Origin of the sequence: Thiothrix sp. UBA5583, assembly GCA_002425225.1 — a bacterium.
Taxonomy (GTDB): Bacteria; Pseudomonadota; Gammaproteobacteria; order Thiotrichales; family Thiotrichaceae; genus Thiothrix; species Thiothrix moscowensis.
In genome coordinates this window covers 35794-56547 of record DILV01000012.1, presented here as the reverse complement: position 1 = coordinate 56547, position 20754 = coordinate 35794, and the positions used below count along the sequence as shown (strand labels likewise).

Genomic DNA, 20754 nt, shown 5'->3' with positions numbered 1-20754 from the left:
CCTAGCCCCCTCTCCCTCAAGGGGAGAGGGGGGGCAAGAGGATTTCTTAGCCCCTCTCTCCTTGAGGGAGAGGGGTTGGGGTGAGGGGTAAAATACTATGCGCTTTTCATCGTGCCCTTGGGCATGACAGTAGCAACAGCCTGTTTTTGCACCTTGACGGTAACATTGTCAGCAATGGTCAGTTCAATGAAGTTATCGGTAATGCTGGCAACTTTGCCTAGTATGCCACCGCCTGTTACAACTTCATCGCCCTTGTTCAGCGCATCCAGCATTTGCTTGTGTTCTTTGGCACGCTTTTGCTGAGGACGGATGATCATGAAATACATGATGGCGAAAAACACAGCCATCATCAGGATCATTTCCAGACCACCACCTGCGGGGGCTGCTGCACCTTCTGCATAAGCGTTTGAAATCAGAAAATCCACGTCCAGTCTCCTTGAAAATATTTAAAGCATTTTTGACGGCAGCTATTATGCCACCTCCCATGAGAAAGCGATAACCTGTTTCAGGTCAGTCACCTGCATTCTGCACATCAGCACACGATCCATACCGATGGCAATACCCGCACATTCTGGCAGCCCGGTTTCGAGTGCTGCAAGAAAACGTTCATCAACAGGGATGCCATCACCCCGCGCTTGTGCATCCTGCTGTAAAATATGGCGGTTACGGGTAACGTCGGTTTGTTCCTGATAGCCATTACCCAACTCCAGCGCACCAAGGTAAACCTCGAAACGTTCTGCCACCCACTGCCCGTCACTTTCATGCACTTTTGCCAGCGCACTTTGTGAGGCAGGGTAATGATACAAAAAGGTCAGTTGGTCAGGGGGGAAAGCTGTTTCCACGCAATGGGTCAGCAACAAATCCCGCCATGCCTGCAATGGCATGTCACCGTCAATGTGGATACCGTGTTCACGGGCGCAAGCCGCCAATAACGTTTCATCGGCAATATGGGGGTCAAGTTGCAGGCTTTCAAGGAAGGCATCCCGGTAAGTGATGAAACGCGGCGGTTTGTGCAAATGCGGGATGCTGCCATGCAGCAGCTCAGCCACTTCCTGCATTAACTGATGATAGCTGAAACCCACCCGATACCATTCCAGCATGGTGAATTCGGGGTTGTGACGCCGCCCGGATTCATCCTTGCGCCACACCTTGCACAACTGGTAAATGTCACCGGAACCAGCAGCCAGTAGGCGTTTCATCGGGTATTCAGGGGAGGTATGCAACCAGCGCAAGCCGCTGCCGGTATTGACGCTGAAACTGTCAATGAACGGGTCGGTATTGCCTGCTTGCGACAGTGCCGGGGTTTCGACTTCCAGCACACCACGCTCGGCAAAAAAAACGCGCACCTGTTGGTACAGTCGTGCGCGTTCTTGCAATGCGGTCAGATTCACGCCTTGACGCGGGAAACGTATTCGCCGGTACGGGTGTCAATCTTGAGGATTTCGCCTTCTTCCATATAAAGAGGAACCTTGACCACTGCGCCAGTTTCCAGCGTAGCTGGTTTGGTGCCGCCGGTAGCGGTGTCGCCACGTACACCAGGGTCGGTCTGGGTGATTTTCAGTTCGGCAAAGTTGGGGGTGGTGACTTGCAGTGGCACGCCATTCCACAGGGTAACGATGCACTTTTCGTTGCCTTTCAGCCATTTGACGGCATCACCCATTGCCGCTTCGCTGGCTTCGAGTTGTTCAAAGGAAGTGCTGTCCATGAATGTCCAAACGCTGCCGTCGGTGTAGAGGTATTCCATGTCGCGGTCTTCTACGTCAGCACCTTCAGCAGTTTCAGTGGACTTGAAGGTTTGTTCAATGGTGCGGCCAGTTTTGAGGTTGCGCACGCGGCAGCGGGTGAATGCCTGACCTTTGCCGGGTTTCACGAAGTCACTTTCCACTACTGTGTAAGGGTCGCCGTTGATGATAATCTTCACGCCGACACGTAAGTCGTTTGCGCCATAGGTGGCCATTGTCCATCTCCAAAATACGTCTGATCAAAATAGCCCGCTATGATAACCGGAATCCAGATAAAAAATCAGGTAGAAAATGTTTTACCTACGAAAGTATCGCTTTGGCAGCGTGAGCTGGCGGGGGCGGTGCGTGAGCCTGCGGAATTATTGCGGCTGTTGGGGCTGGAAGGAACGGTTTCAACAAACCCTTTCAGACTGCTAGTTCCGCACAGTTACATTGCCCGCATGAAACACGGGGATTGGCACGATCCGCTGTTGCGGCAGGTGTTGCCGCTGGATGAGGAATTGCGGGTAGTTGAAGGCTTTAACCACGATCCGGTCGGCGACCAGTTTGCTCAGGTGGCGGATGGGGTGCTGCACAAGTATCACGGGCGGGTGTTGCTGGTAACGACGGGGGCGTGTGCGGTGCATTGCCGCTACTGTTTCCGGCGGCATTTTCCCTATACTGAATCGAATCCGGTGAGGGGGGAGTGGGAAGGGGCACTGGCTTATATCCGCGCCAATGCGGATGTGCGCGAAGTGATTTTGAGCGGGGGCGATCCGCTTACCTTGTCGGATGAGCGGCTGGCGGTGTTGTTCCGGCAGTTGCGGGATATTCCGCATGTCACGCGGGTACGGTTCCATTCGCGCTTGCCGGTGGTGTTGCCGTCGCGGATTGATAGCGGTTTTCTGAGTTTGCTGGAACAGGTTCCGCAGCAGAAGGTGATGGTGATCCATGCCAATCATGCGCAGGAACTGGCGGCGGGGGATGTGCGGACGGCGCTGGCGGCTTTGCATGGGGCGGGGGTTACGCTGCTGAATCAGGCGGTGCTGCTGCGCGGTGTGAATGATAATGCGGATGTGCTGGTGGAACTGAGTGAAAGCCTGTTTGCGCAACGGGTGTTGCCGTATTACCTGCATCTGCTCGACCGGGTGGCGGGGGCGGCGCATTTTGAAGTGCCGGAAGCGGAAGCGGCGCGGTTGATGGGGAAAATTCGTCAGCGGCTGCCGGGGTTTCTCGTGCCGAAGCTGGTGCGGGAGGTGGCGGGAGAGAGGGCGAAGATGCCGGTGTCGGGCTGACTGCACAAAACTTGATTAATAAGATTTTTTTACCGGCTGGCTGCGAATAAACTATAAAAAGTGCAGGGCGAAAGCTGGAGTTGTCTCGATGAGCAAAACCTACCTCAATTTTGATGTGTTGCTGAACCAGGCGGGCGACAGCTATCAGGTGCATGTGATTGACTCGCCCGCCGGGCAGGCCAGCCGCCCGTTCACCCTGCCGTTTTCGGCGCTGGAACTGGAAAACTTCATCCTCAAGATCGGGCAGAATCGGGGCAATGTGCGCAGCCTGCACATTGAGACGGTGGATGTGCCTTCGATCAAGAAACTGGGTGGGGCATTGTATGAAACCCTGTTCAGCGGGGTGGTGGCGGAACGGTTCCGCTCCAGTCTGGCGATTGCGCGGCGTGAGGGCAAGGGCTTGCGTATCCGTTTGCGTTTGTCAGGTGCGCCGAAGCTGATCGACATCCCGTGGGAGCTGCTGTTTGACGCCGACAACAACAACTACGTTGGCTTGTCGGTGAATACGCCGATCATCCGCAAGCTCGACCTGGCGACCCAGCCGGAAATGCGTCAGGCGCAGGGTGCGTTGCAGGTGCTGGTGATGATTTCCAGTCCGTCCAATTACCCGCAACTGAATGTGGAACGCGAATGGGAGCGCATCCATACCGCCACCCTGGAACTGCAACGGGCAGGCAGGCTGGTGCTGACCCGCGTGGAGCCGTCGCTGGCGGCCTTGCAGCGGCAATTGCGGCGGGAAGACTACCATGTGTTCCATTACATCGGGCATGGCGGGTTTGACCGCGCCAACAACGACGGCGTGCTGGTGCTGGAAGACCGTAACCAGAAAAGCCATCTGGTCAGCGGGCAATACCTCGGCACGATCCTGTATGACGAAACCACCCTCCAGTTGGTGTTGCTGAATTCTTGTAGCGGCGGCAGGACATCCGTCACCGACCCGTTCGCGGGCGTGGGGCAAAGCCTGCTGCAAAAGGGCATCCCGGCGGTCATCGCCATGCAGTTCGAGATCACCGACGACGCGGCGATCACCTTCTCCCACGAATTCTACGCCGCGCTGGTGGATGGCTACCCGATTGACGCCGCCGTCGCCGAAGCCCGCAAGATGATCTACGCCGAAGCCAACCAGTTGGAATGGGCGACCCCTGTCCTCTACACCAGCATCGACAGCGGCAGCCTGCTGCGCGAACCCAGTACCGAAGAACTGGAACTGTTGGAAAAACAACGGCAGCAACGTGAAGAAGACAAACGCCAAGTTGAACTGAAGCGCCAACAGGAAGAAGAGGCCAAACGTCAGGCCGAACTGAAACGCCAGCAGGAAGAAGAGGAAGCCAAGCGCCAAGCCGAATTGAAACACCAACAGGAAGAAGAGGCACGTCAGATTGAGCTGAAACGCCAACAGGAGGAGGAAATCAAGCGCCAAGCAGAGCTGAAACGCCAACAGGAAGAAGAAGCTGCTCGTCAAGCTGAACTGAAGCGGCGGGAAGCAGAACTGCAACGCCACCAGCAACTGCTCAAGCAGCAGGAGGAAACCCTGCAACAGCTTAAGCAGCAACAGGAGAAATTGAAACGTCAGGAAGAAGAAACCAAACAGCGGGCGGAATTGGAGCAACAGGAAAAAAGCAAACGGCGGGAAGCATCCTTAAGCCAGCTTAATTCAACGACAAAGCCATCTGTTCCACCACAAAAGCCTGTGTGGGCAAATGCCGTTGGCAATGACCAGTACGGTTATTACGCTGATCTGGTGGTTAAGGGTGTAACCCAGCGTTTCCGCTGGATTGGGCTAGGAATATTCTGGATGGGTTCACCTGAGTCCGAACCAGAACGTTTTGATTTTGAAGTTCGTCATCAGGTGACGCTGACCAAAGGTTTTTGGTTGGCAGATACAGCTTGTACTCAAGCGTTCTGGCAAGCAGTTAAGGCGGAGGAAATCCTGAAGGGAGGATGGTGGAAACGGACATTTGCGACAACAGCTAATCCATCGAGAGCTAATCCATCGAGGTTTAAGGATGATAATAATCCGGTTGAAAGTGTGGATTGGAATGAGGTTAAAGAATTTATTGCGGCTTTGAATAAAATTGTTCCCGGTTTGAATACGCGATTGCCGACAGAGGCTGAATGGGAATACGCCTGTCGGGCAGGAACCACGACCCCGTTTTCTTTCGGCGACAACATCACTCCTGAGCAGGTCAATTACGATGGTAACAAGCCCTACGCGAACGGCGCAAAAGGTTTGTATAGGGGAAAAACCGTTCCGGTCAAATCCCTTCCGCCCAACCCTTGGGGTTTGTACGAAATGCACGGTAATGTGTGGGAATGGTGTCAGGATGTGTGGCAGGACAAACTACCGGCGGAGCCGGTAACAGACCCGGAGGGAGCCGGAGTTGGAGACGCTTACCGTGTCGTTCGCGGCGGCTCGTGGAACCGCGGCGGCAGGAACGTGCGTTCTGCCATCCGTGGCGGGTTCGATCCCGCTGACCGCTCCGGCGACTTGGGTTTCCGTTTTGCCCTAGGTCATTGAGTTCAGGCCAGCCAGCAGGACGGCGGAGCCGCAGCCGCCAGAGGCGGCAAGTCTTGCGCGTGGAGTGGAGCCAAAGGCAGGCGCGTCGCGGAGCAGCGCCAGACTTTGGTGGACGTAACGCGCGACGTGGGGTAATCAAAGGGGTCAGACTCGATTGTTTTTTATTTCGCGATAGGATTTTGATTTTCTGTCCCCTCCCTTGGTTGCCGGGGAAACAGGACGGTTGATGCTGGCGGCAATCTTTTCCTTGAAATATTCGCTGCCCAACACCCAAGATTTGTTGGTTGCCTCACGGATTTGATCCAGTGTTGTTGCGTCCAGCAGGGTATTGAACAAGTCGCGGTATGCCTGCTGCTGTTGCGCGGGGTTAGCGCCCAGGCGTTCATACATCGGGTGGGGAACCACCAGACTGTCAGCCTTTCCCAGGGCGTTGAAACGGTAGCTTGACCAAGGGTATTCCGCCGGGTGTTCCGCCATGCCTTGCGCCCGCACCGGGTTCATTTCGATGTAGCGGTAACAGGTCAGGGCGTAGGTTTCGCTGTCAATCAGCGTGGCTTTGTAGCGGCCTTCCCACAACGTGCCGGTGCGCTGGTAGGTCTTGTTGAAATATTGCACGTAGTAACGCCCCACCATCTGCATGGCTTTGGCAAGGCTGTCTTCCTTATGGGGCGTGACCAGCAGGTGCACATGGTTGGTCATCAGCACATAGGCGTGTACGTCGCAGCCGTGTTTGTCACACGCTTGCTTGAGCTTATCCAGATAGAAACGGTAGTCCTCATCCGCATAGAAGACAGGATTGCGGTTGTTGCCACGGATGATCACATGCTGGGGTTGGCCGGGAAGGATAAAGCGCGGTTGCCGTGGCATAGTGCAAACTCCCTAGAAAAGCGGTAACTATAACCCAGCAGTCGAGGTCAATCAATCGAGTCTGACCCCTTTGATGTGCTTTACAACAGCATAACCCGTTGCTATCCTGAGCAACATGAAAGCCAAGTCATTACTCAAGGAACGTCGCGCTATTTCCGACACCAGTTTTCTGGACTTGGTAGTTTGGCAAGTGCCGGAACCACTGGCGGGCAGTTTCCATCACTTCAAGTACCGGCTTGCCTTTGTCGTCGAGGGTGTTTGCGTCCTGCGCTATGACAATGAAGCAGGCAAGGGGAACCACAAACACCTCGGCGAACGTGAAGTGCCTTACACCTTCAGCGGATTACGGCAATTGGTTGATGATTTTCTGGCTGATGTCAGCCAATGGAGGCAGGAACATGAAGACAGTCACGATTGAAGTTTCTTCCCTGGACAAAACCCATGAACGCCTGCTGGCGGCATTCGAGGGGGAAGAGCAGGGTAACTTTGTCTCTTTCCCCACGCCTGAAGCCTTGTGGAAAACCTTTACCCTCAAGCGTTGGGAAATCATCCGTGAAATGACCGGGGCGGGAGCTATCGCCATCCGCGAACTGGCGCGGCGGCTCGACCGTGATGTGCGGGCTGTCCATGCCGATGTCCAGGCTTTGCTGGCCTGTGGCGTGCTGGATAAAACGGCGGATGGCAAAATCGAGTTCCCGTATGACGCCGTGCACGTTGATTTTGTGATGGCGAAAGCGGCTTGAGGGTATTTGCGCACAAGGCTGTGGTCTAATCCCGTGGATGAAATCCAAGGGAACAGGCTCAATTGATTGCTTTTTAGCCTGTCAGTTTCGTAAACGCTTCTATGGCAAGTAACTGTTGGAGCGTTTGCAGATCCCCTGTCTGTGCATGACCCTGCTGCCGAGAAAGTTCCACCGCTACTTGCCCCAGCAGCCGGTACAATGCCGCATGATCCCCGCGCCATGCTTCCAGTGCCGCAATCTGCTGTGCTACCACCGTGTGATCTCCGCGTGCAATCGGCCCGGTCAGTGCTTGCGCCGTGTCCAGCCGGAAAATATTGCTCACCGTCCCCGCTACTATCGGTTGCAGGATTTGCATCGCTAGTTCGCGCTCCACACCCGCTTGCGCAAAGGTTTGCAGGCTGACTTCCTGAAGGGCGACCAGATAATTGCAGGCAATCACGCTGGCAGTGTGGTAAAGCGTCTTGTGTTCGGCATTGAGCGGGAAACAGCGTGCACCGATGCGGGTGAAAGCTGTTTCCAGCACTGCCAGCGCGGCAGTATCACCTTCCATACCGCAAAACGTTCCGGCGAAATCCTGCACTGCCTGCCTCGGGTCAGCAAAGCTTTTCACCGGATGTATGCTGGCAATGTGTGCGCCAATTGCTCGGGCAGGTTCCAGCAGGGCAGAACTCAATGCACCGCTACAATGGAACACGCTATTGCCTGCCTGCAATACTCTGCTTGCCACCAGTTCTGTGCAGCAAGCTGCTAGATGGTTGTCAGCACAGCCCAACAGAAATACCTCAGCCGCTGGCAGCTCTGCCATGTCGGTAACAGCTTGCCCGGCTTGCATGAACGTTACGGCTTCCGCTGAACTCGCCGGGGTACGGTTGAGGATGCCACCCAGCCGGAAAATGCCCGCCTGTTGCCACAGATGACCGAGTGTTTTGCCGACCTTGCCACAACCGATGATGTTGATGGTGGGGCTGTGTGTTGCTGACGGGAACGGTGTCATCAGGATGATTCCTTGCCGAAGGCAGATTGCTGTATCAGGTTCATCCTTATATCATCGCTGTTCCATCCCTCAGCCGGAAGCACCCATGAGCCAATACTGGAGCAAGCTGGTACACGATCTTGATCCGTATGTACCGGGCGAACAGCCCAAAGACCAGCGCTACATCAAGCTGAATACCAACGAATGCCCTTACCCGCCGTCACCTGCGGCACTGGCTGCCATTCACACAGCGGCAGATGACACCCTGCGTTTGTACCCTGACCCGAATGCGGATGTGCTCAAGGATGCCATTGCTGAGCATTACGCCGTGGATCGTGCCAATGTGTTTGTTGGTAATGGTTCCGATGAGGTGTTGGCACATGTTTTTCACGGGCTGCTCAAACATGAAAAGCCGTTACTGTTCCCTGACATCAGCTACAGCTTCTACCCGGTTTATGCGAACCTTTACCAGATTGAGGCGCAACAAATCCCGCTGCGTGACGATTTCCGCCTGTGTCTGGGGGATTATGCGGTTGATAATGGTGGCATCATTTTCCCCAACCCGAATGCGCCAACCAGCATGGCAGTCGGGTTGGAAGCCATCGAAGCCCTGTTGCAAACCCATCCTGATTCCGTAGTGGTGGTGGACGAAGCCTATATCGACTTTGGTGGCGAAACCGCCATTCCGCTGACAGCCACGTACCCTAATTTGCTGGTGGTGCAGACTTTCTCCAAGTCCCGCTCGCTGGCAGGTCTGCGGGTTGGTTTTGCCGTCGGTCATACCGACCTGATCAATGCCTTGGAACGGGTGAAAAATTCCTTCAACTCCTACCCACTGGGGCGTATGGCGATTGCTGGGGCTGCTGCCGCGATGCGTGACAAGGCATATTTCGAGACAATGTGTCAGCGCATCATCGCTACCCGTGAAAATACCGTGCAGAAACTGACTGAGCTTGGTTTTACTGTGCTGCCTTCCGCTGCCAACTTCGTGTTTGCCCGTCCGCCTGCCGGTAATGCCGAGGCCATTTATCTGGCGCTGAAGCAGCGGGGAGTGCTGGTGCGTTATTTCAACAAACCACGCATCAACGAATACCTGCGTATTACCATCGGTACGGACGAAGAAATGGCGGCCTTTTTACAGGTATTGTCCGAACTATGAATCTTTATGCACTCGAAACCCACCTCAACCAGTTGTTGAATATCGACAAGTTCCGTGATTACGCTCCCAACGGCTTGCAAATCGAGGGCAGGGCGCAAGTGCAAACCATTGTGACCGGTGTTACTGCCAGCCAGCAACTGCTCGATGCAGCGGTTGAACATGGTGCCGATGCTGTGTTGGTACATCACGGTTACTTCTGGAAAGGTGAGTCACCTGTGATTCGCGGCATGAAAAAACGCCGGATTGCGACCTTGCTTCAGCACGACATCAGCCTGTTTGGGTATCACTTGCCGCTGGATGCGCACCCGGAACTGGGTAACAACGCCCAGCTTGCCAGGCTGTTGGGAATCCAGATCGGCGGGGTGATGGATGAGCGGGAGTTACAGGGTGTCGGCAATATCGGTTGCCTGCCTGAGGCGCAGTCGCTGCAAGCCTTTGGGCAACAGGTTGCCAAGGTGTTGGGGCGTGAGCCATTACTGATTTCCGCAGGCGACAAGCCAGTTAGCAAAATTGCCTGGTGTACGGGGGGCGGTCAGGGGTATATCCAGCAGGCTTTTGAAGCGGGGGTCGATGCTTACCTGAGCGGGGAAATCTCCGAACATACTGTGCATTTTGCCCGTGAAAACGGTATCCACTACATCGCCGCCGGGCATCACGCCACCGAACGTTATGGTATCCGGGCGTTAGGGGATTATCTGGCGGCAACCTTTGATTTGAAACATGTTTTTCTTGACTGCGATAACCCTGTATAAAACGGGTTATTTCCCTGTTTTTGTGCTATCATTGCCGCGCCTTTGTGGGCTGTCAGTTTTGGCGGTTTCATGACCTAAGTCAATGCGGGATGGCGAGTGCTGTGCGGATGCGCAATTACGCTTGATTTTGCTCATGAGTTCGGACATCCTACGAAGTCTTTTAGTGTTTGCTAATATATCGCACGCTTGTGCGTGACACACATTAAATTCAACGCTGTTGCGATCTGGTATGTCAGGTGCGCAAGAGCGCGGTTTATATTTTTGATTATTTTTGGGAGATAGCAACCGATGGCAAATTCTGGAGTAGATAAAAGCCGTCGCCGCTTCCTGATTGCTGCCACTTCCGTAGTGGGTGCAGCAGGTGCGGCAGCGATTGCGACCCCGTTCCTTTCTTCATGGTCTCCCAGTGCCCGTGCGCTTGCCGCCGGTGCGCCAGTGGAAGTCCCTGTAGGCAAAGTGGAACCGGGTCAATTGATTCGTGTTATCTGGCGTGGCAAGCCGGTATGGATCGTTAACCGTACCAAGGAAATGCTGGATTCGCTGGCAGGTCTGGAAGCCAGCCTGAAAGACCCGAATTCCGATAACATCAAGCAGCAGCCTGAATATGCCAAGAACTTGGCTCGTACCCGCGAGGGCAAGGAACAGTATCTGGTTCTGGTTGGTATCTGTACTCATTTGGGTTGCTCTCCAACCTACCGTCCTGAACTGGCTCCGGCTGATTTGGGCGCAGAGTGGAAAGGTGGCTGGTATTGCCCTTGCCACGGTTCCCGTTTCGACTTGGCAGGCCGCGTGTTCAAGAACGTTCCGGCTGGGGCTAACCTTGAAGTACCTCCATACTACTTTAAAGACGACAACACTGTTTTGATTGGTGAAAATGGAGGTAAAGCATAATGGCCGAGCGTCCTGCACATAATTACACAGGTATCCTGGGTTGGGTTGAAGACCGCTTCCCGCTGATGGAAACCTGGAAAGCGCATCTGGCTGAGTACTATGCGCCGAAAAACTTCAACTTCTGGTATTTCTTCGGTTCACTGGCGATGCTGGTATTGGTGATCCAGATCGTTTCCGGCCTGTTCCTGGCATTCCATTACAAACCGGATACCGGCCTGGCGTTTGCCTCTGTTGAGTACATCATGCGTGACGTGCCGGGTGGCTGGTTTATCCGCTACATGCATTCCACCGGGGCTTCTGCGTTCTTTATCGTTGTTTACCTGCACATGTTCCGTGCCTTGATCTACGGATCTTACAAGGGCAAACGTGAGCTAATCTGGCTGATCGGTATGGCGATTTATCTGGCGCTGATGGCGACTGCGTTCATGGGCTACCTGCTGCCTTGGGGACAAATGTCTTTCTGGGGTGCTCAGGTAATCATCAACCTGTTCAATACCATCCCGTTCATTGGTGAAGCGTTGTCTACTTGGATTCGTGGTGACTTCGTACTCGGTGATGCTACCCTGAACCGCTTCTTCGCGCTGCACTTCTTCCTGCCCGCATTGGTTCTGCCTGCGCTGGTATTTGTACATATCGTTGCCCTGCACGCAGTCGGTTCCAACAACCCTGATGGCGTTGAAATCAAGAAAGGCCCGAAAGGCAATGCATGGAGCGAAACAGCGCCTGCTGATGGCATTCCGTTCCACCCTTACTACTCTGTTAAGGATATTCTGGGTGTTGTGGTATTCCTGATCGGTTTCTTCGCTATCCTGTTCTTTGCGCCGGAAGGTGGTGGCTATTTCCTGGAAAAGCCAAACTTTGAACCAGCCAATGCACTGAAAACACCTGAGCACATTGCACCTGTTTGGTACTTCACACCATTCTACACAGTTCTGCGTGCGATCCCTGACCCTTGGTATGGTACGCTGGCGATGTTCGGTGCGATTGCCATCCTGTTTGTGTTGCCGTGGATCGACCGTAATCCAGTCAAATCCTGGCGTTACCGCAACAATGCACACAAGATCAACCTGATCCTGTTTGCGGTTGTCTTCTGTGTGCTGGGCTGGATGGGTGTCGAAGCCGTAACGCCTGCGTACAAGGAACTGGGAACCCGCATGACCCAAATCTATTTCGTGTTCTTTGCAGTCCTGTGGGTACACAGCAACCCTGCCAAAGCGAAATACGTGATGTGGTTTGGAATCCTGTTGGCGGCAATTATTGGTTATGACCTCGTGTTCCGCGTACCAGGCAGCGATGCTGAAGCGCTGACTCAAATGCTGATTCAGGCTGTATGGCCTGTCGGCTACTTGGCTTTGACTCTGTTGCTGCCTGCTTTCAAGCCTAGCTGCAACGAAGAAAAGCCTGTTCCTGAGCGTGTAACAGGTCATTGATAGGAGTGCGCAACATGAAAAAGTTTATCGCAAGTGTAATGTTCGCACTGTCAGCAACCCTGATGGCGACTACAGCACTGGCTAGTGGCGGAGGTGTACATCTGGAACATGCAGATGTAGACATTCACAACAAGGAAAGCCTGCAACGTGGCGTAAAGTACTACGTCAACTATTGCATGGGTTGCCACTCCCTGAGCTATAGCCGTTACAACCGCATTGCCCAGGATCTGGAGCTGACGGAAGAGCAGGTCGTTAAAAACCTGATCTTTACCCGTAATGCTGACGGTGAGCAGGACAAGCCGGGCGCACTGATGAAAAATGCTATTTCCCAGAAACATTCTGCGGAATGGTTTGGTGCTCCTCCTCCTGACCTGACTCTGGTGGGGCGTTCACGTGGGCCTGATTGGATTTACAGCTACCTGAAAGCATTCTATGTTGATCCAACTCGTCCAATGGGTGTGAACAATACCGTGTTCCCGAACGTTGGTATGCCGCATGTGCTATGGGAACTGCAAGGTTTGCAGGAAAAACACTGCACTAAGGAAGGTGAAGGTGCACATGCTGTCGAGCATTGCGAACTGAAAACAGTCAAGCAAGGCAGCATGAGTGCAGCCGAGTATGATCAGGTTGCTCGTGACCTGACCAACTTCCTCGCCTATGTTGGTGAGCCTGCTGCCCTGCATCGCTCCACTTACGGCATTCTGGTCTTGTTGTTCCTGGCGGTGTTTGCCGTACTGGCCTACTTCCTGAAAAAGGAATACTGGAAGGACGTGCATTAATCCTCATCCGGTATAACACCTTGAAGCCACTCTAGTATAAAATGGAGTGGCTTTTTTGTTTCCAGCACACAGGGAGTCCCGCTTATATGGCTTCGCTTTCCAGCCGAAGATCTGTAATGACATTGTTTTCTGCACCTGATTGCGCGGATAGTCACCGGGTGCGTATTGTTCTGGCAGAAAAAGACATCACTGTCGATATTCTGAGTATCAATCTTGATAACAAGCCAGAAGAACTTGCCGAGTTCAACCCGTACAACACAACGCCCACGCTGCTTGACCGCGATCTGGTGCTGTATGATGCACGGATCATCATGGAATACCTGGATGAGCGTTTCCCGCACCCACCCCTGATGCCGGTTGACCCAGTGACCCGCGCCCATTCCCGTCTGGCTTTGTACCGCATTGAAAAAGACTGGTTTTCGCTGGTGCATGATATTGAGCAAGGTGACGAGGCAACTTCATCCCAAGCACGCAAAATCCTGCGGGAAAGTGTGCTGTCGGCAGCGGAAGTATTTTCCGTCAAGCCGTACTTCCTGAGTGATGAATTTTCACTGGTGGATTGCACCATTGCTCCGATCCTGTGGCGTTTGCCGAAGTACGGTATTGATGTGCCGGAAAAACAGGGCAAGCCTATCCTGAAATATATGGATCGGGTGTTTTCGCGGGATGCATTCCAGCAATCCCTGAGTAAGGTTGAAAAATCCATTCGCCCATGAGTATGACACCTAAACGTCCTTACCTGTTGCGTGCTTTCTACGAGTGGATCGTGGATAACAACATGACGCCGCACATTCTGGTGGATGCCCGCTCCAGCGAAGTCAGCGTACCGCGCCAGTTTGTCAAGGATGGCAATATCGTGCTGAATGTCAGCATGACGGCTGCCAACAACCTGATGATGGACAATGACAAGATAACCTTCAGCGCCCGTTTTGGCGGTAAGGCATTTTCAATCTGGTTGCCGATGTGGTCGGTTATGGCGATTTATTCGCGTGAAACCCAGGAAGGGATTAGTTTCCCTCCTGATGAATATGCTGAGTTAGCAGAAACGACCGGGCAGGTGGAAAGCAAAAAATCACCAACTCTGGCGGCTGTACCCAGCACAACCGATGATGATGAAGTCGTTGATGCCCTGCTGGATGAGGTTGGGCAGGATGATGATGCAGGCGAACAGCAGGACCCCGAGCCTGAGCCTCCACCCAAGTCGGGCAACAAGCAACGTCCCTCTTTCCTGCGGGTGGTGAAATAAGCCCAATGCTGTCGCTGATTGTTGCCATGGCACATGACAGGGTTATCGGCAACGAAGGCCGGATGCCTTGGCATCTTCCTGCGGATCTGGCTTGGTTCAAGCAAAACACCTTGGGGAAACCCATTGTCATGGGGCGCAAAACCTGGGATTCCATTGGGCTGGCATTGCCGGGGCGGCGCAATCTGGTAGTTTCACGCGATGAAACTTTCCAGCCTGCCGGAGCAGAGCGCGTAGCCACACCGGAAAATGCGTTAGCGCTGGTTATGGATGCACCGGAAGTCATGGTTGTAGGCGGTGCGCAGATTTACCAGCATTTTCTGCCCCATGCCGGGCGTTTGTATCTGACTCTGATTGATGCAGACCTGCCGGGTGATACGTTTTTTCCTGATTACACACAGGCGGCTTGGTGTGAAGTGTCACGCACCGAGTGTCCTGCCGATAGCAAGAACCCTTATCCTCATGCATTTCTGATTCTGGAACGAAAAGCCTGATTCCAAGGAGCTACCTGATGAGTTCACTACTGATAGTAAATGCCAATCTGGTTAATGAAGGGCAGATTACGGCTGCCGATGTATTGATCCGCAATGGTCGTATTGAAAGCATCGGTAACAACCTGTCAAACACGGGTGGTGAGGTGCTGGATGCAGCAGGCCGTTACCTACTGCCGGGCATGATTGATGATCAGGTGCATTTTCGTGAACCTGGGCTAACCCACAAGGGGGATCTGGCAACGGAAAGTCGTGCGGCGGTGGCAGGTGGCATTACCAGTTTCATGGATATGCCGAATACCGTACCGAACACCCTGACTTCTGCCATTCTCAATGAAAAGAAACAGCTCGCCGCAGGTCGTGCGGCAGGGAACTATGCCTTTTATCTGGGGGCATCCAACGATAATCTGGAAGCTATCAAGGCACTGAATCCCAAGGATGCCTGCGGGATAAAAGTGTTCATGGGGGCTTCTACCGGCAACATGCTGGTTGACGATCCTGAAGTGCTGGAACAAATTTTCACCCATGCACCCACCCTGCTTGCTGCCCATTGCGAAGATACCCCAACCATCCTGGAAAACGAGGAAAGTTACCGCAGCATTTATGGTGACAATATCCCGTTCAACCTGCATCCCGTCATCCGCAGCGAAGCAGCCTGCTACAAATCATCATCGCTGGCGATGGAGCTGGCGAAACGTTGTGGCACGCGCTTGCACATCCTGCACATTTCCACTGCCAAAGAAGCTGAGATGTTTTCTGATGCGCCGATGAAGGACAAGCGGATTACTGCCGAGGCATGTGTCCATTTCCTGCATTTTTCGGATGAGGATTACGCAACCAAGGGAGCGCTGATCAAGTGCAACCCTGCCATCAAGAGCGCCGAAGACCGCGCGGGCATTATTCAGGCACTGATGGATGGTCGTCTGGATGCGATTGCCACTGACCATGCGCCGCACACCTGGGGCGAAAAGCAGAACAGCAGCTATTTCAAGGCGCCTTCCGGTTTGCCGCTGGTGCAACACGCCATGCAGACGGTACTGGAACACTACCACGACGGCATCTTTTCGTTGGAATTCATCGTGGAAAAAACCAGTCATGCGATCGCGGAAATGTTCAACATCAAGGATCGTGGCTACATTCGCGAGGGCTATTGGGCGGATTTGACACTGGTCGATCTGGAAAAGCCATTCCTTGCCACCCATGCCAACAGCTTGTCCAAATGTGGCTGGACACCGTTTGATGGCTATGAATTCCGTTCCAGCATTGCTGCCACGCTCGTTAACGGGCAACTGGTGTGGAAGGATGGCAAGCTGGTGGATGTGGCTCCGATGGGGATGGCGCTGGAGTTCAATCGCTAAGCCAGGGCTGGCACATCGAAACGGATGCCTGACATTCACACTCTCCACGACAGTTCCGACGAATTCGGCCCGATGATCGTTACCGACGACGGGCAATGTCGAGTGTTGTCGTTTGCCCCCAATGACGAGCAAAGTCGCAGCCTGAAAGCCGCGCCGCATGTGCTGCAATACGAATACACTCAGGCGATGTTGCTGGTATTGCTGTTCTGCCAGCCCCGGCGGGTGCTGATTCTGGGATTGGGTGGTGGCAGTTTGCTGACAGCGTTGCACCATGTTATTCCCGGTATCCGCATCACGGCGGTGGAATTGCGCCAAAGCGTGATTGATGTCGCCTACCGCTATTTCCAGATGCCGCATGGCAAGCGGCTGGAAGTCGTGTGTGCCAATGCCGATTACTACCTGTGCGAGCCGTTGCCGCACAAGCAGGATGTAGTGTTCGCCGACTTGTACCACGGCACGGGGGTGGATGATGTGCAGTTGAAAGCCGATTTCATCGCCCGCTGTGCCGACACTCTCAAGGAAGAGGGTTGGCTGGTTCTGAATTGCTGGAACGAGCACCGCGAAGATGCGGTATTGCGTGAAGCCTTGCGTGAACATTTTGCCGACATCCGCACTATCCTGACCAGCAGCCGCAACTGGGTGATTCTGGCAGGCAGGAAGCCGAGCTGGCGCACCAACAGTGAAATGAAGGAAACGGCTTTTCAGCTTTCCAGTGCTTTGGGGTTTCCACTGACCCGCCATCTGGCGAGGTTGCGGGCGCTGGGCGAATAGTGTCTTATCTGCTGTTGTTCCTGTCGGCACTGCTGGCGGCAACGATTGTGCCTGCTCAGTCGGAAAGCGTGTTGGTGGGGTTGATCCTCAATGGGCAACACGTTTTCTGGTTATTGATTGCCGTGGCAACGTTGGGCAATACGCTGGGGTCGGTCATCAACTGGTGGCTGGGGCGTTATCTGGAACATTTTCATACCAAGCGCTGGTTTCCGGTCAAGGCGGAGACGCTGGCGCGAGCGCAGGTGCAATTCCAGCGTTACGGGTGGTGGTCGTTATTGCTCAGTTGGCTACCGGTGATTGGCGATCCGCTGACGATGGTGGCGGGATTGCTGCGGATGCCACTGTTACCGTTCGTCCTCGTGGTCGCTGTGGCGAAGGGTGGGCGTTATTTCTTGCTGGGCTGGATGGTGGCGGGTTAACGCTTCCAGCGCCAGCAGATGCTGTTTCGCCGTCAACCCGCCCGCATAACCCGTCAACTTGCCTGATTTGGCAATTACCCGATGGCAAGGCACGATAATGCTGATCGGGTTCAAACCGTTGGTATGCCCAACCGCCCGCACCGCTTGCGGTTGCCCAATCATGTGCGCTTGTTCGGCATAGCTGCGGGTTTCACCGTAGGGAATATCGCGCAAGGCTTGCCAGGTGCGTTGCTGGAAATCCGTGCCATGCACGCTTAGTGGCAAGTCGAAGGTGCGTCGAGTTCCGGCGAAATAGGCTTGTAACTGGCTGATGGCTTCGCGGGTCATGGCGTTGCTTTGAGCTTGCACATCACCCAACATGGTGCGGATGCGTTGCCAGTTGCTGTTGAACGCGACCGCACATACTGCGTCAGCCGTTGCAGCGATAGTCAGTGTACCGATGGGTGATTCCCAGCTTGCAAAACTGATGGTCATGGTGCGTTTCATCAGACGGGTTGGGTTGCTTGCATCGCAGGTCGTGTGCGGAATTGCGCATACCATGCCTGCGTTTGTGGGCAAGCAGCACTGTGCAATAGATGCGGCAGGCGGAATTCCAGATAGCCGATGGCAGCGCCCAATGCCAGATGTGCGAGTGTCAGGGATGCGCCCAAGGTGTCGAGGCGGGTTTCAAGGTGTTGCAAGGTACGGGTGATTTCGGTTTCCCAGCGGGTCATGGCGGTGGGGGAGCGTTCGTGCTCCGGGCGGCTGCGTTCTTCCATTACGCGGTTGTAGGCTGCATCCATCAAGCCATCGGCGAGGGCTTCCCAGCGCAAGATTTCCCAGTGTTGCCAGCCGGATTGTGGCAGGAGCGTGTGACCGCTGAGGCTGTCGAGGTAATGGCAAATCACCGGGCTGTCGAACAGGGCTTCACCGTTTGCCAGCACGAGGGCGGGGACTTTGCCGAGCGGGTTGGCGGCGAAGAGTTCCGGTTGTTCCTGTGCGACATTGACGGAAACTGTTTCGATGTGTGCATCCAGCCCGGTTTCGAGGGCAACCATGTGCACCTTGCGGGCATAGGGGGAGGTGGGTGAGTAGAACAGTTTCATCATGGCAGAAATTACTCCAAGCTAAACACAGGCTATTTTGCTACAGGTAGCACCAGAATGTCGAAAACGGTAACGGTGGACTCCCGGACAGCAGAATCAATGACCCAAACGTAAACCCAGCAAGCACTCCCGATTCCCTTCATCCCGCTGGCGCTGTGCCACTTTGCGCTCATAACTGGCTTGGGTTTTAACAAAGTGCAGGGTGTAAGGTCGCCCCGACTTGAGTGTCTTCTTGAGATGGTGAAGAGTTTAGATAGCGTCGCAGTTATTTACCATACTTCTATTCTTGGTCGATATTTTGTAGTATTGTTTCTACAATAACTTAATGCAAGAGGTGTTGTCATGATTACGACCCTTTCCAGCCGCGAATTCAATCAGGATGCCAGCCGTGCCAAGAAAGCGGCACTCAATGGCCCGGTATTCATCACTGACCGGGGCAAACCTGCTCATGTGTTGCTGAGTATTGGAGAATACCTGCGCATCACCGGGCAGCAGGTAAGTATCGTTGACTTATTGGCAATGCCAGCAGTGGCTGACATCGACTTCGAGCCACCGCGTTTGAGCGGCACATTGTACCAGCCTGCGGAGTTACTCTGATGTACGTGCTGGATACCAACGTGGTTTCCGAACTACGCAAAGCCAAAACCGGCAAGGCAGATCCGCACGTGGTCGCTTGGGCGCAAAGTGTGCCTGCCACCAGTCTATTTGTGTCGGCGATCAGCATTTTGGAGCTGGAAACCGGCATCTTGTTGCTGGAACGGCGTGATGCTACCCAAGGTGCAATGTTGCGCCAGTGGTTGGAAACCCAAGTGTTGCCCAGCTTTGCTGAACGTGTGTTGGCAGTGGATACCGCCGTTGCGTGGCAATGTGCCAGCCTGCATGTGCCAGACCCGCGCTCAGATCGGGATGCACTGATTGCGGCAAGCGCAATGGCTCACGGGATGGCAGTTGTGACCCGCAATGTGGAGGATTTCAAACCGACAGGCGTTGAAATAGTGAATCCGTGGGTTTATGGCATTTGACTGAAATATTTCCACACGGGCAAAACGCTGATGGTGATTTCACTTTCTTGCCATTCCGCTTCCTCATCCATGGTGAGAATAATGCCGGTTTGGGCATCACAAAACCGGCAAGCAGCCACCAATCCCGCCACCTCACGCGCACGAGTAACCGGATCACCGATCTCGTAACAAACTTGTATCGGTAGCCAAGCCCCGTTGGGCTGTTGCACCACAAAATCACATTTCTGTGTGCCTTTGATAAACAACAAGTCCAATCCCTGTTTGCGTAACTCCATCGCTGCCAGGTTTTCCATCAGCTTGCCTTTGTCTTGCCCCGCCCGCCAGCTCAACGCGCTGATTAAACCGTTATCCACAATGTAGGCTTTCTTGTCGCCCAGTTCGCGCCGTACCAGTGATGGGTCGTATTTGTAAGCTACCGACAGCAGGTAAATCGCGTTGGCTTGTTCCAGATAGTTGTGCAAGGTGTCTTTGCCAATGCGGAATCCGTCAGATTTCAGTTCGTTCGGGGCTTCAGTGCAGGAATTTCGCGTAGCTGAAAGTCGCGGATCAGGGTTTTGAGCAGTTCTTTCTTGGTCATGACGTTTATTTTAGATGAAATCATCTTTTTTGTAAGGACAATTTCCATATTTTCTGCTTTAAATCCGTGGCAGTGCTGATTTCTGCCCTTGAAAAAACGGGTGTCTTGTTCCGCTCAGTGTACTGGTTATTAGTATGATATAAAATCCACCTTATGTACTCTCCGAACAGATTATCCCCATGACGCATCCTGAACCCATTGACACCGCACCGGATACCCGCCCGCCTGCCCGTGGCTGGGTTTGGCATTCCACCGATGCGTCGATTGCGGCGGGGCAACTCTCGCTGCTGTCGGTGCTGGAAACCTTCTGCGCCCTTGGCTTGTACGGCTGGCTTGCCTTCCACTTCGACCACCAATGGTGGCTGCTAATCAGCGCGGTCGCCGCTCCCATTATCCTGCTACGCTCCCCCGAATCCAAAGCCCTCGGTGTGCAATGGCTGGGCAGCTATTGGGAAGGCTGGAATAGTGACCGGGAGTGGGGTGATTTAACCTTAAGCGAGAAAGCCTTGGTTATCGGCATTCCGCTAGTGGTGGCAGGCTTGTTGACGTGGTGGTTGGCATCGCTATGGCTTCCCGGCTACACGGGTTGGGCGTTATTCTGGCGGTCGTTTGCCTTAGGTGCGTTTGCGTTTGCGGTTGCGGGTGCGTTTGCGGTTGCGG

Annotated in this window: 26 protein-coding genes; 18 read left to right on the top strand and 8 right to left on the bottom strand. The window is 54.1% G+C overall.

Annotation, left to right across the window (positions count from 1 at the left end; translation table 11 throughout):
- Nucleotides 1-95: 95 nt before the first annotated feature.
- From yajC to efp, 3 genes are read right to left on the bottom strand one after another with little or no spacing between them, the layout of a single operon-like run.
- Nucleotides 96-425 carry a preprotein translocase subunit YajC gene (yajC, locus tag B2U47_RS04120; protein ID WP_296676677.1) on the bottom strand — a complete coding sequence of 110 codons (330 nt, stop codon included), beginning with the start codon at nt 423-425 and terminating at the stop codon, nt 96-98.
- 45 nt (nt 426-470) lie between these two features.
- Nucleotides 471-1391 (bottom strand): EF-P lysine aminoacylase EpmA, encoded by a 921-nt coding sequence (epmA, locus tag B2U47_RS04115; protein ID WP_296676674.1) that lies wholly within the window; start codon nt 1389-1391, stop codon nt 471-473.
- Nucleotides 1388-1957: an elongation factor P gene (efp, locus tag B2U47_RS04110; protein ID WP_296676671.1), complete on the bottom strand. Its 570-nt coding sequence runs from the start codon at nt 1955-1957 to the stop codon at nt 1388-1390. Before efp ends, epmA begins: the two co-directional genes overlap by 4 nt.
- 39 nt (nt 1958-1996) lie before the next feature.
- On the opposite strand from efp, the gene epmB reads away from it, so the two are divergent.
- Both epmB and B2U47_RS04100 read left to right on the top strand, forming a co-directional pair.
- Complete coding sequence (epmB, locus tag B2U47_RS04105; protein WP_296676669.1) at nt 1997-3016, top strand: EF-P beta-lysylation protein EpmB; 1020 nt, start codon at nt 1997-1999, stop codon at nt 3014-3016.
- A gap of 88 nt (nt 3017-3104) precedes the next feature.
- Nucleotides 3105-5534 (top strand): SUMF1/EgtB/PvdO family nonheme iron enzyme, encoded by a 2430-nt coding sequence (locus B2U47_RS04100; RefSeq protein WP_296676666.1) that lies wholly within the window; start codon nt 3105-3107, stop codon nt 5532-5534.
- A gap of 144 nt (nt 5535-5678) precedes the next feature.
- On the opposite strand, the gene B2U47_RS04095 is transcribed toward B2U47_RS04100, so the two are convergent.
- Nucleotides 5679-6401, bottom strand: coding sequence for a transposase (locus tag B2U47_RS04095; protein WP_296676663.1), 723 nt, complete (start codon nt 6399-6401; stop codon nt 5679-5681).
- Nucleotides 6402-6516: 115 nt separating this feature from the next.
- Here B2U47_RS04095 and B2U47_RS04090 point away from each other — a divergent pair, with 115 nt between their 5' ends.
- On the top strand, nt 6517-6819 hold the full coding sequence (locus B2U47_RS04090; RefSeq protein WP_296676660.1) for a toxin-antitoxin system TumE family protein: 303 nt from the start codon (nt 6517-6519) through the stop codon (nt 6817-6819).
- The gene (locus B2U47_RS04085; protein ID WP_296676658.1) at nt 6800-7144 is read left to right on the top strand and encodes a hypothetical protein; all 345 of its coding nucleotides are present in this window, start codon (nt 6800-6802) and stop codon (nt 7142-7144) included. The genes B2U47_RS04090 and B2U47_RS04085 overlap by 20 nt, the downstream gene beginning before the upstream one ends.
- 73 nt (nt 7145-7217) lie before the next feature.
- On the opposite strand, the gene B2U47_RS04080 is transcribed toward B2U47_RS04085, so the two are convergent.
- Entirely contained in the window at nt 7218-8138 is a 921-nt protein-coding gene (locus tag B2U47_RS04080) for a Rossmann-like and DUF2520 domain-containing protein (protein ID WP_296676655.1), read from the bottom strand.
- An 85-nt stretch (nt 8139-8223) separates the two neighbouring features.
- On the opposite strand from B2U47_RS04080, the gene hisC reads away from it, so the two are divergent.
- The 11 genes from hisC to B2U47_RS04025 all read left to right on the top strand — a co-directional run bounded on the left by hisC (nt 8224) and on the right by B2U47_RS04025 (nt 17410).
- Nucleotides 8224-9276: a histidinol-phosphate transaminase gene (gene hisC / locus B2U47_RS04075; protein ID WP_296676651.1), complete on the top strand. Its 1053-nt coding sequence runs from the start codon at nt 8224-8226 to the stop codon at nt 9274-9276.
- Nucleotides 9273-10028, top strand: coding sequence for a Nif3-like dinuclear metal center hexameric protein (locus tag B2U47_RS04070; RefSeq protein WP_296676647.1), 756 nt, complete (start codon nt 9273-9275; stop codon nt 10026-10028). Before hisC ends, B2U47_RS04070 begins: the two co-directional genes overlap by 4 nt.
- A gap of 288 nt (nt 10029-10316) precedes the next feature.
- A complete protein-coding gene (gene petA, locus B2U47_RS04065; RefSeq protein ID WP_296676644.1) occupies nt 10317-10919 on the top strand; it encodes a ubiquinol-cytochrome c reductase iron-sulfur subunit in 603 nt (200 codons plus the stop codon).
- Nucleotides 10919-12349 carry a cytochrome b gene (locus B2U47_RS04060; RefSeq protein ID WP_296676642.1) on the top strand — a complete coding sequence of 477 codons (1431 nt, stop codon included), beginning with the start codon at nt 10919-10921 and terminating at the stop codon, nt 12347-12349. Before petA ends, B2U47_RS04060 begins: the two co-directional genes overlap by 1 nt.
- A gap of 14 nt (nt 12350-12363) precedes the next feature.
- Nucleotides 12364-13128, top strand: coding sequence for a cytochrome c1 (locus B2U47_RS04055; RefSeq protein WP_296676640.1), 765 nt, complete (start codon nt 12364-12366; stop codon nt 13126-13128).
- Between the two features lie 86 nt (nt 13129-13214).
- The gene (locus B2U47_RS04050; protein WP_296676637.1) at nt 13215-13844 is read left to right on the top strand and encodes a glutathione S-transferase N-terminal domain-containing protein; all 630 of its coding nucleotides are present in this window, start codon (nt 13215-13217) and stop codon (nt 13842-13844) included.
- Entirely contained in the window at nt 13841-14374 is a 534-nt protein-coding gene (locus B2U47_RS04045) for a ClpXP protease specificity-enhancing factor (protein WP_296676634.1), read from the top strand. Before B2U47_RS04050 ends, B2U47_RS04045 begins: the two co-directional genes overlap by 4 nt.
- Nucleotides 14375-14379: 5 nt before the next feature.
- The gene (folA, locus tag B2U47_RS04040; protein WP_296676631.1) at nt 14380-14865 is read left to right on the top strand and encodes a type 3 dihydrofolate reductase; all 486 of its coding nucleotides are present in this window, start codon (nt 14380-14382) and stop codon (nt 14863-14865) included.
- Nucleotides 14866-14882: 17 nt separating this feature from the next.
- Nucleotides 14883-16220 carry a dihydroorotase gene (locus tag B2U47_RS04035; RefSeq protein WP_296676628.1) on the top strand — a complete coding sequence of 446 codons (1338 nt, stop codon included), beginning with the start codon at nt 14883-14885 and terminating at the stop codon, nt 16218-16220.
- Nucleotides 16221-16244: 24 nt separating this feature from the next.
- Nucleotides 16245-16991, top strand: coding sequence for a spermidine synthase (locus tag B2U47_RS04030; protein WP_296676626.1), 747 nt, complete (start codon nt 16245-16247; stop codon nt 16989-16991).
- A complete protein-coding gene (locus B2U47_RS04025; RefSeq protein ID WP_296676763.1) occupies nt 16988-17410 on the top strand; it encodes a YqaA family protein in 423 nt (140 codons plus the stop codon). The genes B2U47_RS04030 and B2U47_RS04025 overlap by 4 nt, the downstream gene beginning before the upstream one ends.
- On the opposite strand, the gene B2U47_RS04020 is transcribed toward B2U47_RS04025, so the two are convergent.
- Together B2U47_RS04020 and B2U47_RS04015 are read right to left on the bottom strand one after the other, a co-directional pair.
- The gene (locus B2U47_RS04020) at nt 17336-17884 is read right to left on the bottom strand and encodes a methylated-DNA--[protein]-cysteine S-methyltransferase (RefSeq protein ID WP_296676623.1); all 549 of its coding nucleotides are present in this window, start codon (nt 17882-17884) and stop codon (nt 17336-17338) included. The two genes, B2U47_RS04025 and B2U47_RS04020, sit on opposite strands and share 75 nt — an antisense overlap.
- A gap of 11 nt (nt 17885-17895) precedes the next feature.
- Entirely contained in the window at nt 17896-18498 is a 603-nt protein-coding gene (locus B2U47_RS04015; RefSeq protein ID WP_296676620.1) for a glutathione S-transferase family protein, read from the bottom strand.
- A 339-nt stretch (nt 18499-18837) separates the two neighbouring features.
- Here B2U47_RS04015 and B2U47_RS04010 point away from each other — a divergent pair, with 339 nt between their 5' ends.
- Nucleotides 18838-19092 (top strand): type II toxin-antitoxin system Phd/YefM family antitoxin, encoded by a 255-nt coding sequence (locus B2U47_RS04010; RefSeq protein ID WP_296676618.1) that lies wholly within the window; start codon nt 18838-18840, stop codon nt 19090-19092.
- Nucleotides 19092-19517, top strand: coding sequence for a type II toxin-antitoxin system VapC family toxin (locus B2U47_RS04005; protein ID WP_296676615.1), 426 nt, complete (start codon nt 19092-19094; stop codon nt 19515-19517). The genes B2U47_RS04010 and B2U47_RS04005 overlap by 1 nt, the downstream gene beginning before the upstream one ends.
- Here B2U47_RS04005 and B2U47_RS04000 read toward each other — a convergent pair.
- Entirely contained in the window at nt 19505-19993 is a 489-nt protein-coding gene (locus B2U47_RS04000; protein ID WP_414717828.1) for a DUF4143 domain-containing protein, read from the bottom strand. The genes B2U47_RS04005 and B2U47_RS04000 overlap by 13 nt on opposite strands.
- Before the next feature lie 280 nt (nt 19994-20273).
- On the opposite strand from B2U47_RS04000, the gene B2U47_RS03995 reads away from it, so the two are divergent.
- On the top strand, nt 20274-20754 hold a 481-nt coding region (locus tag B2U47_RS03995), incomplete at its 3' end, for a hypothetical protein (RefSeq protein ID WP_296676613.1).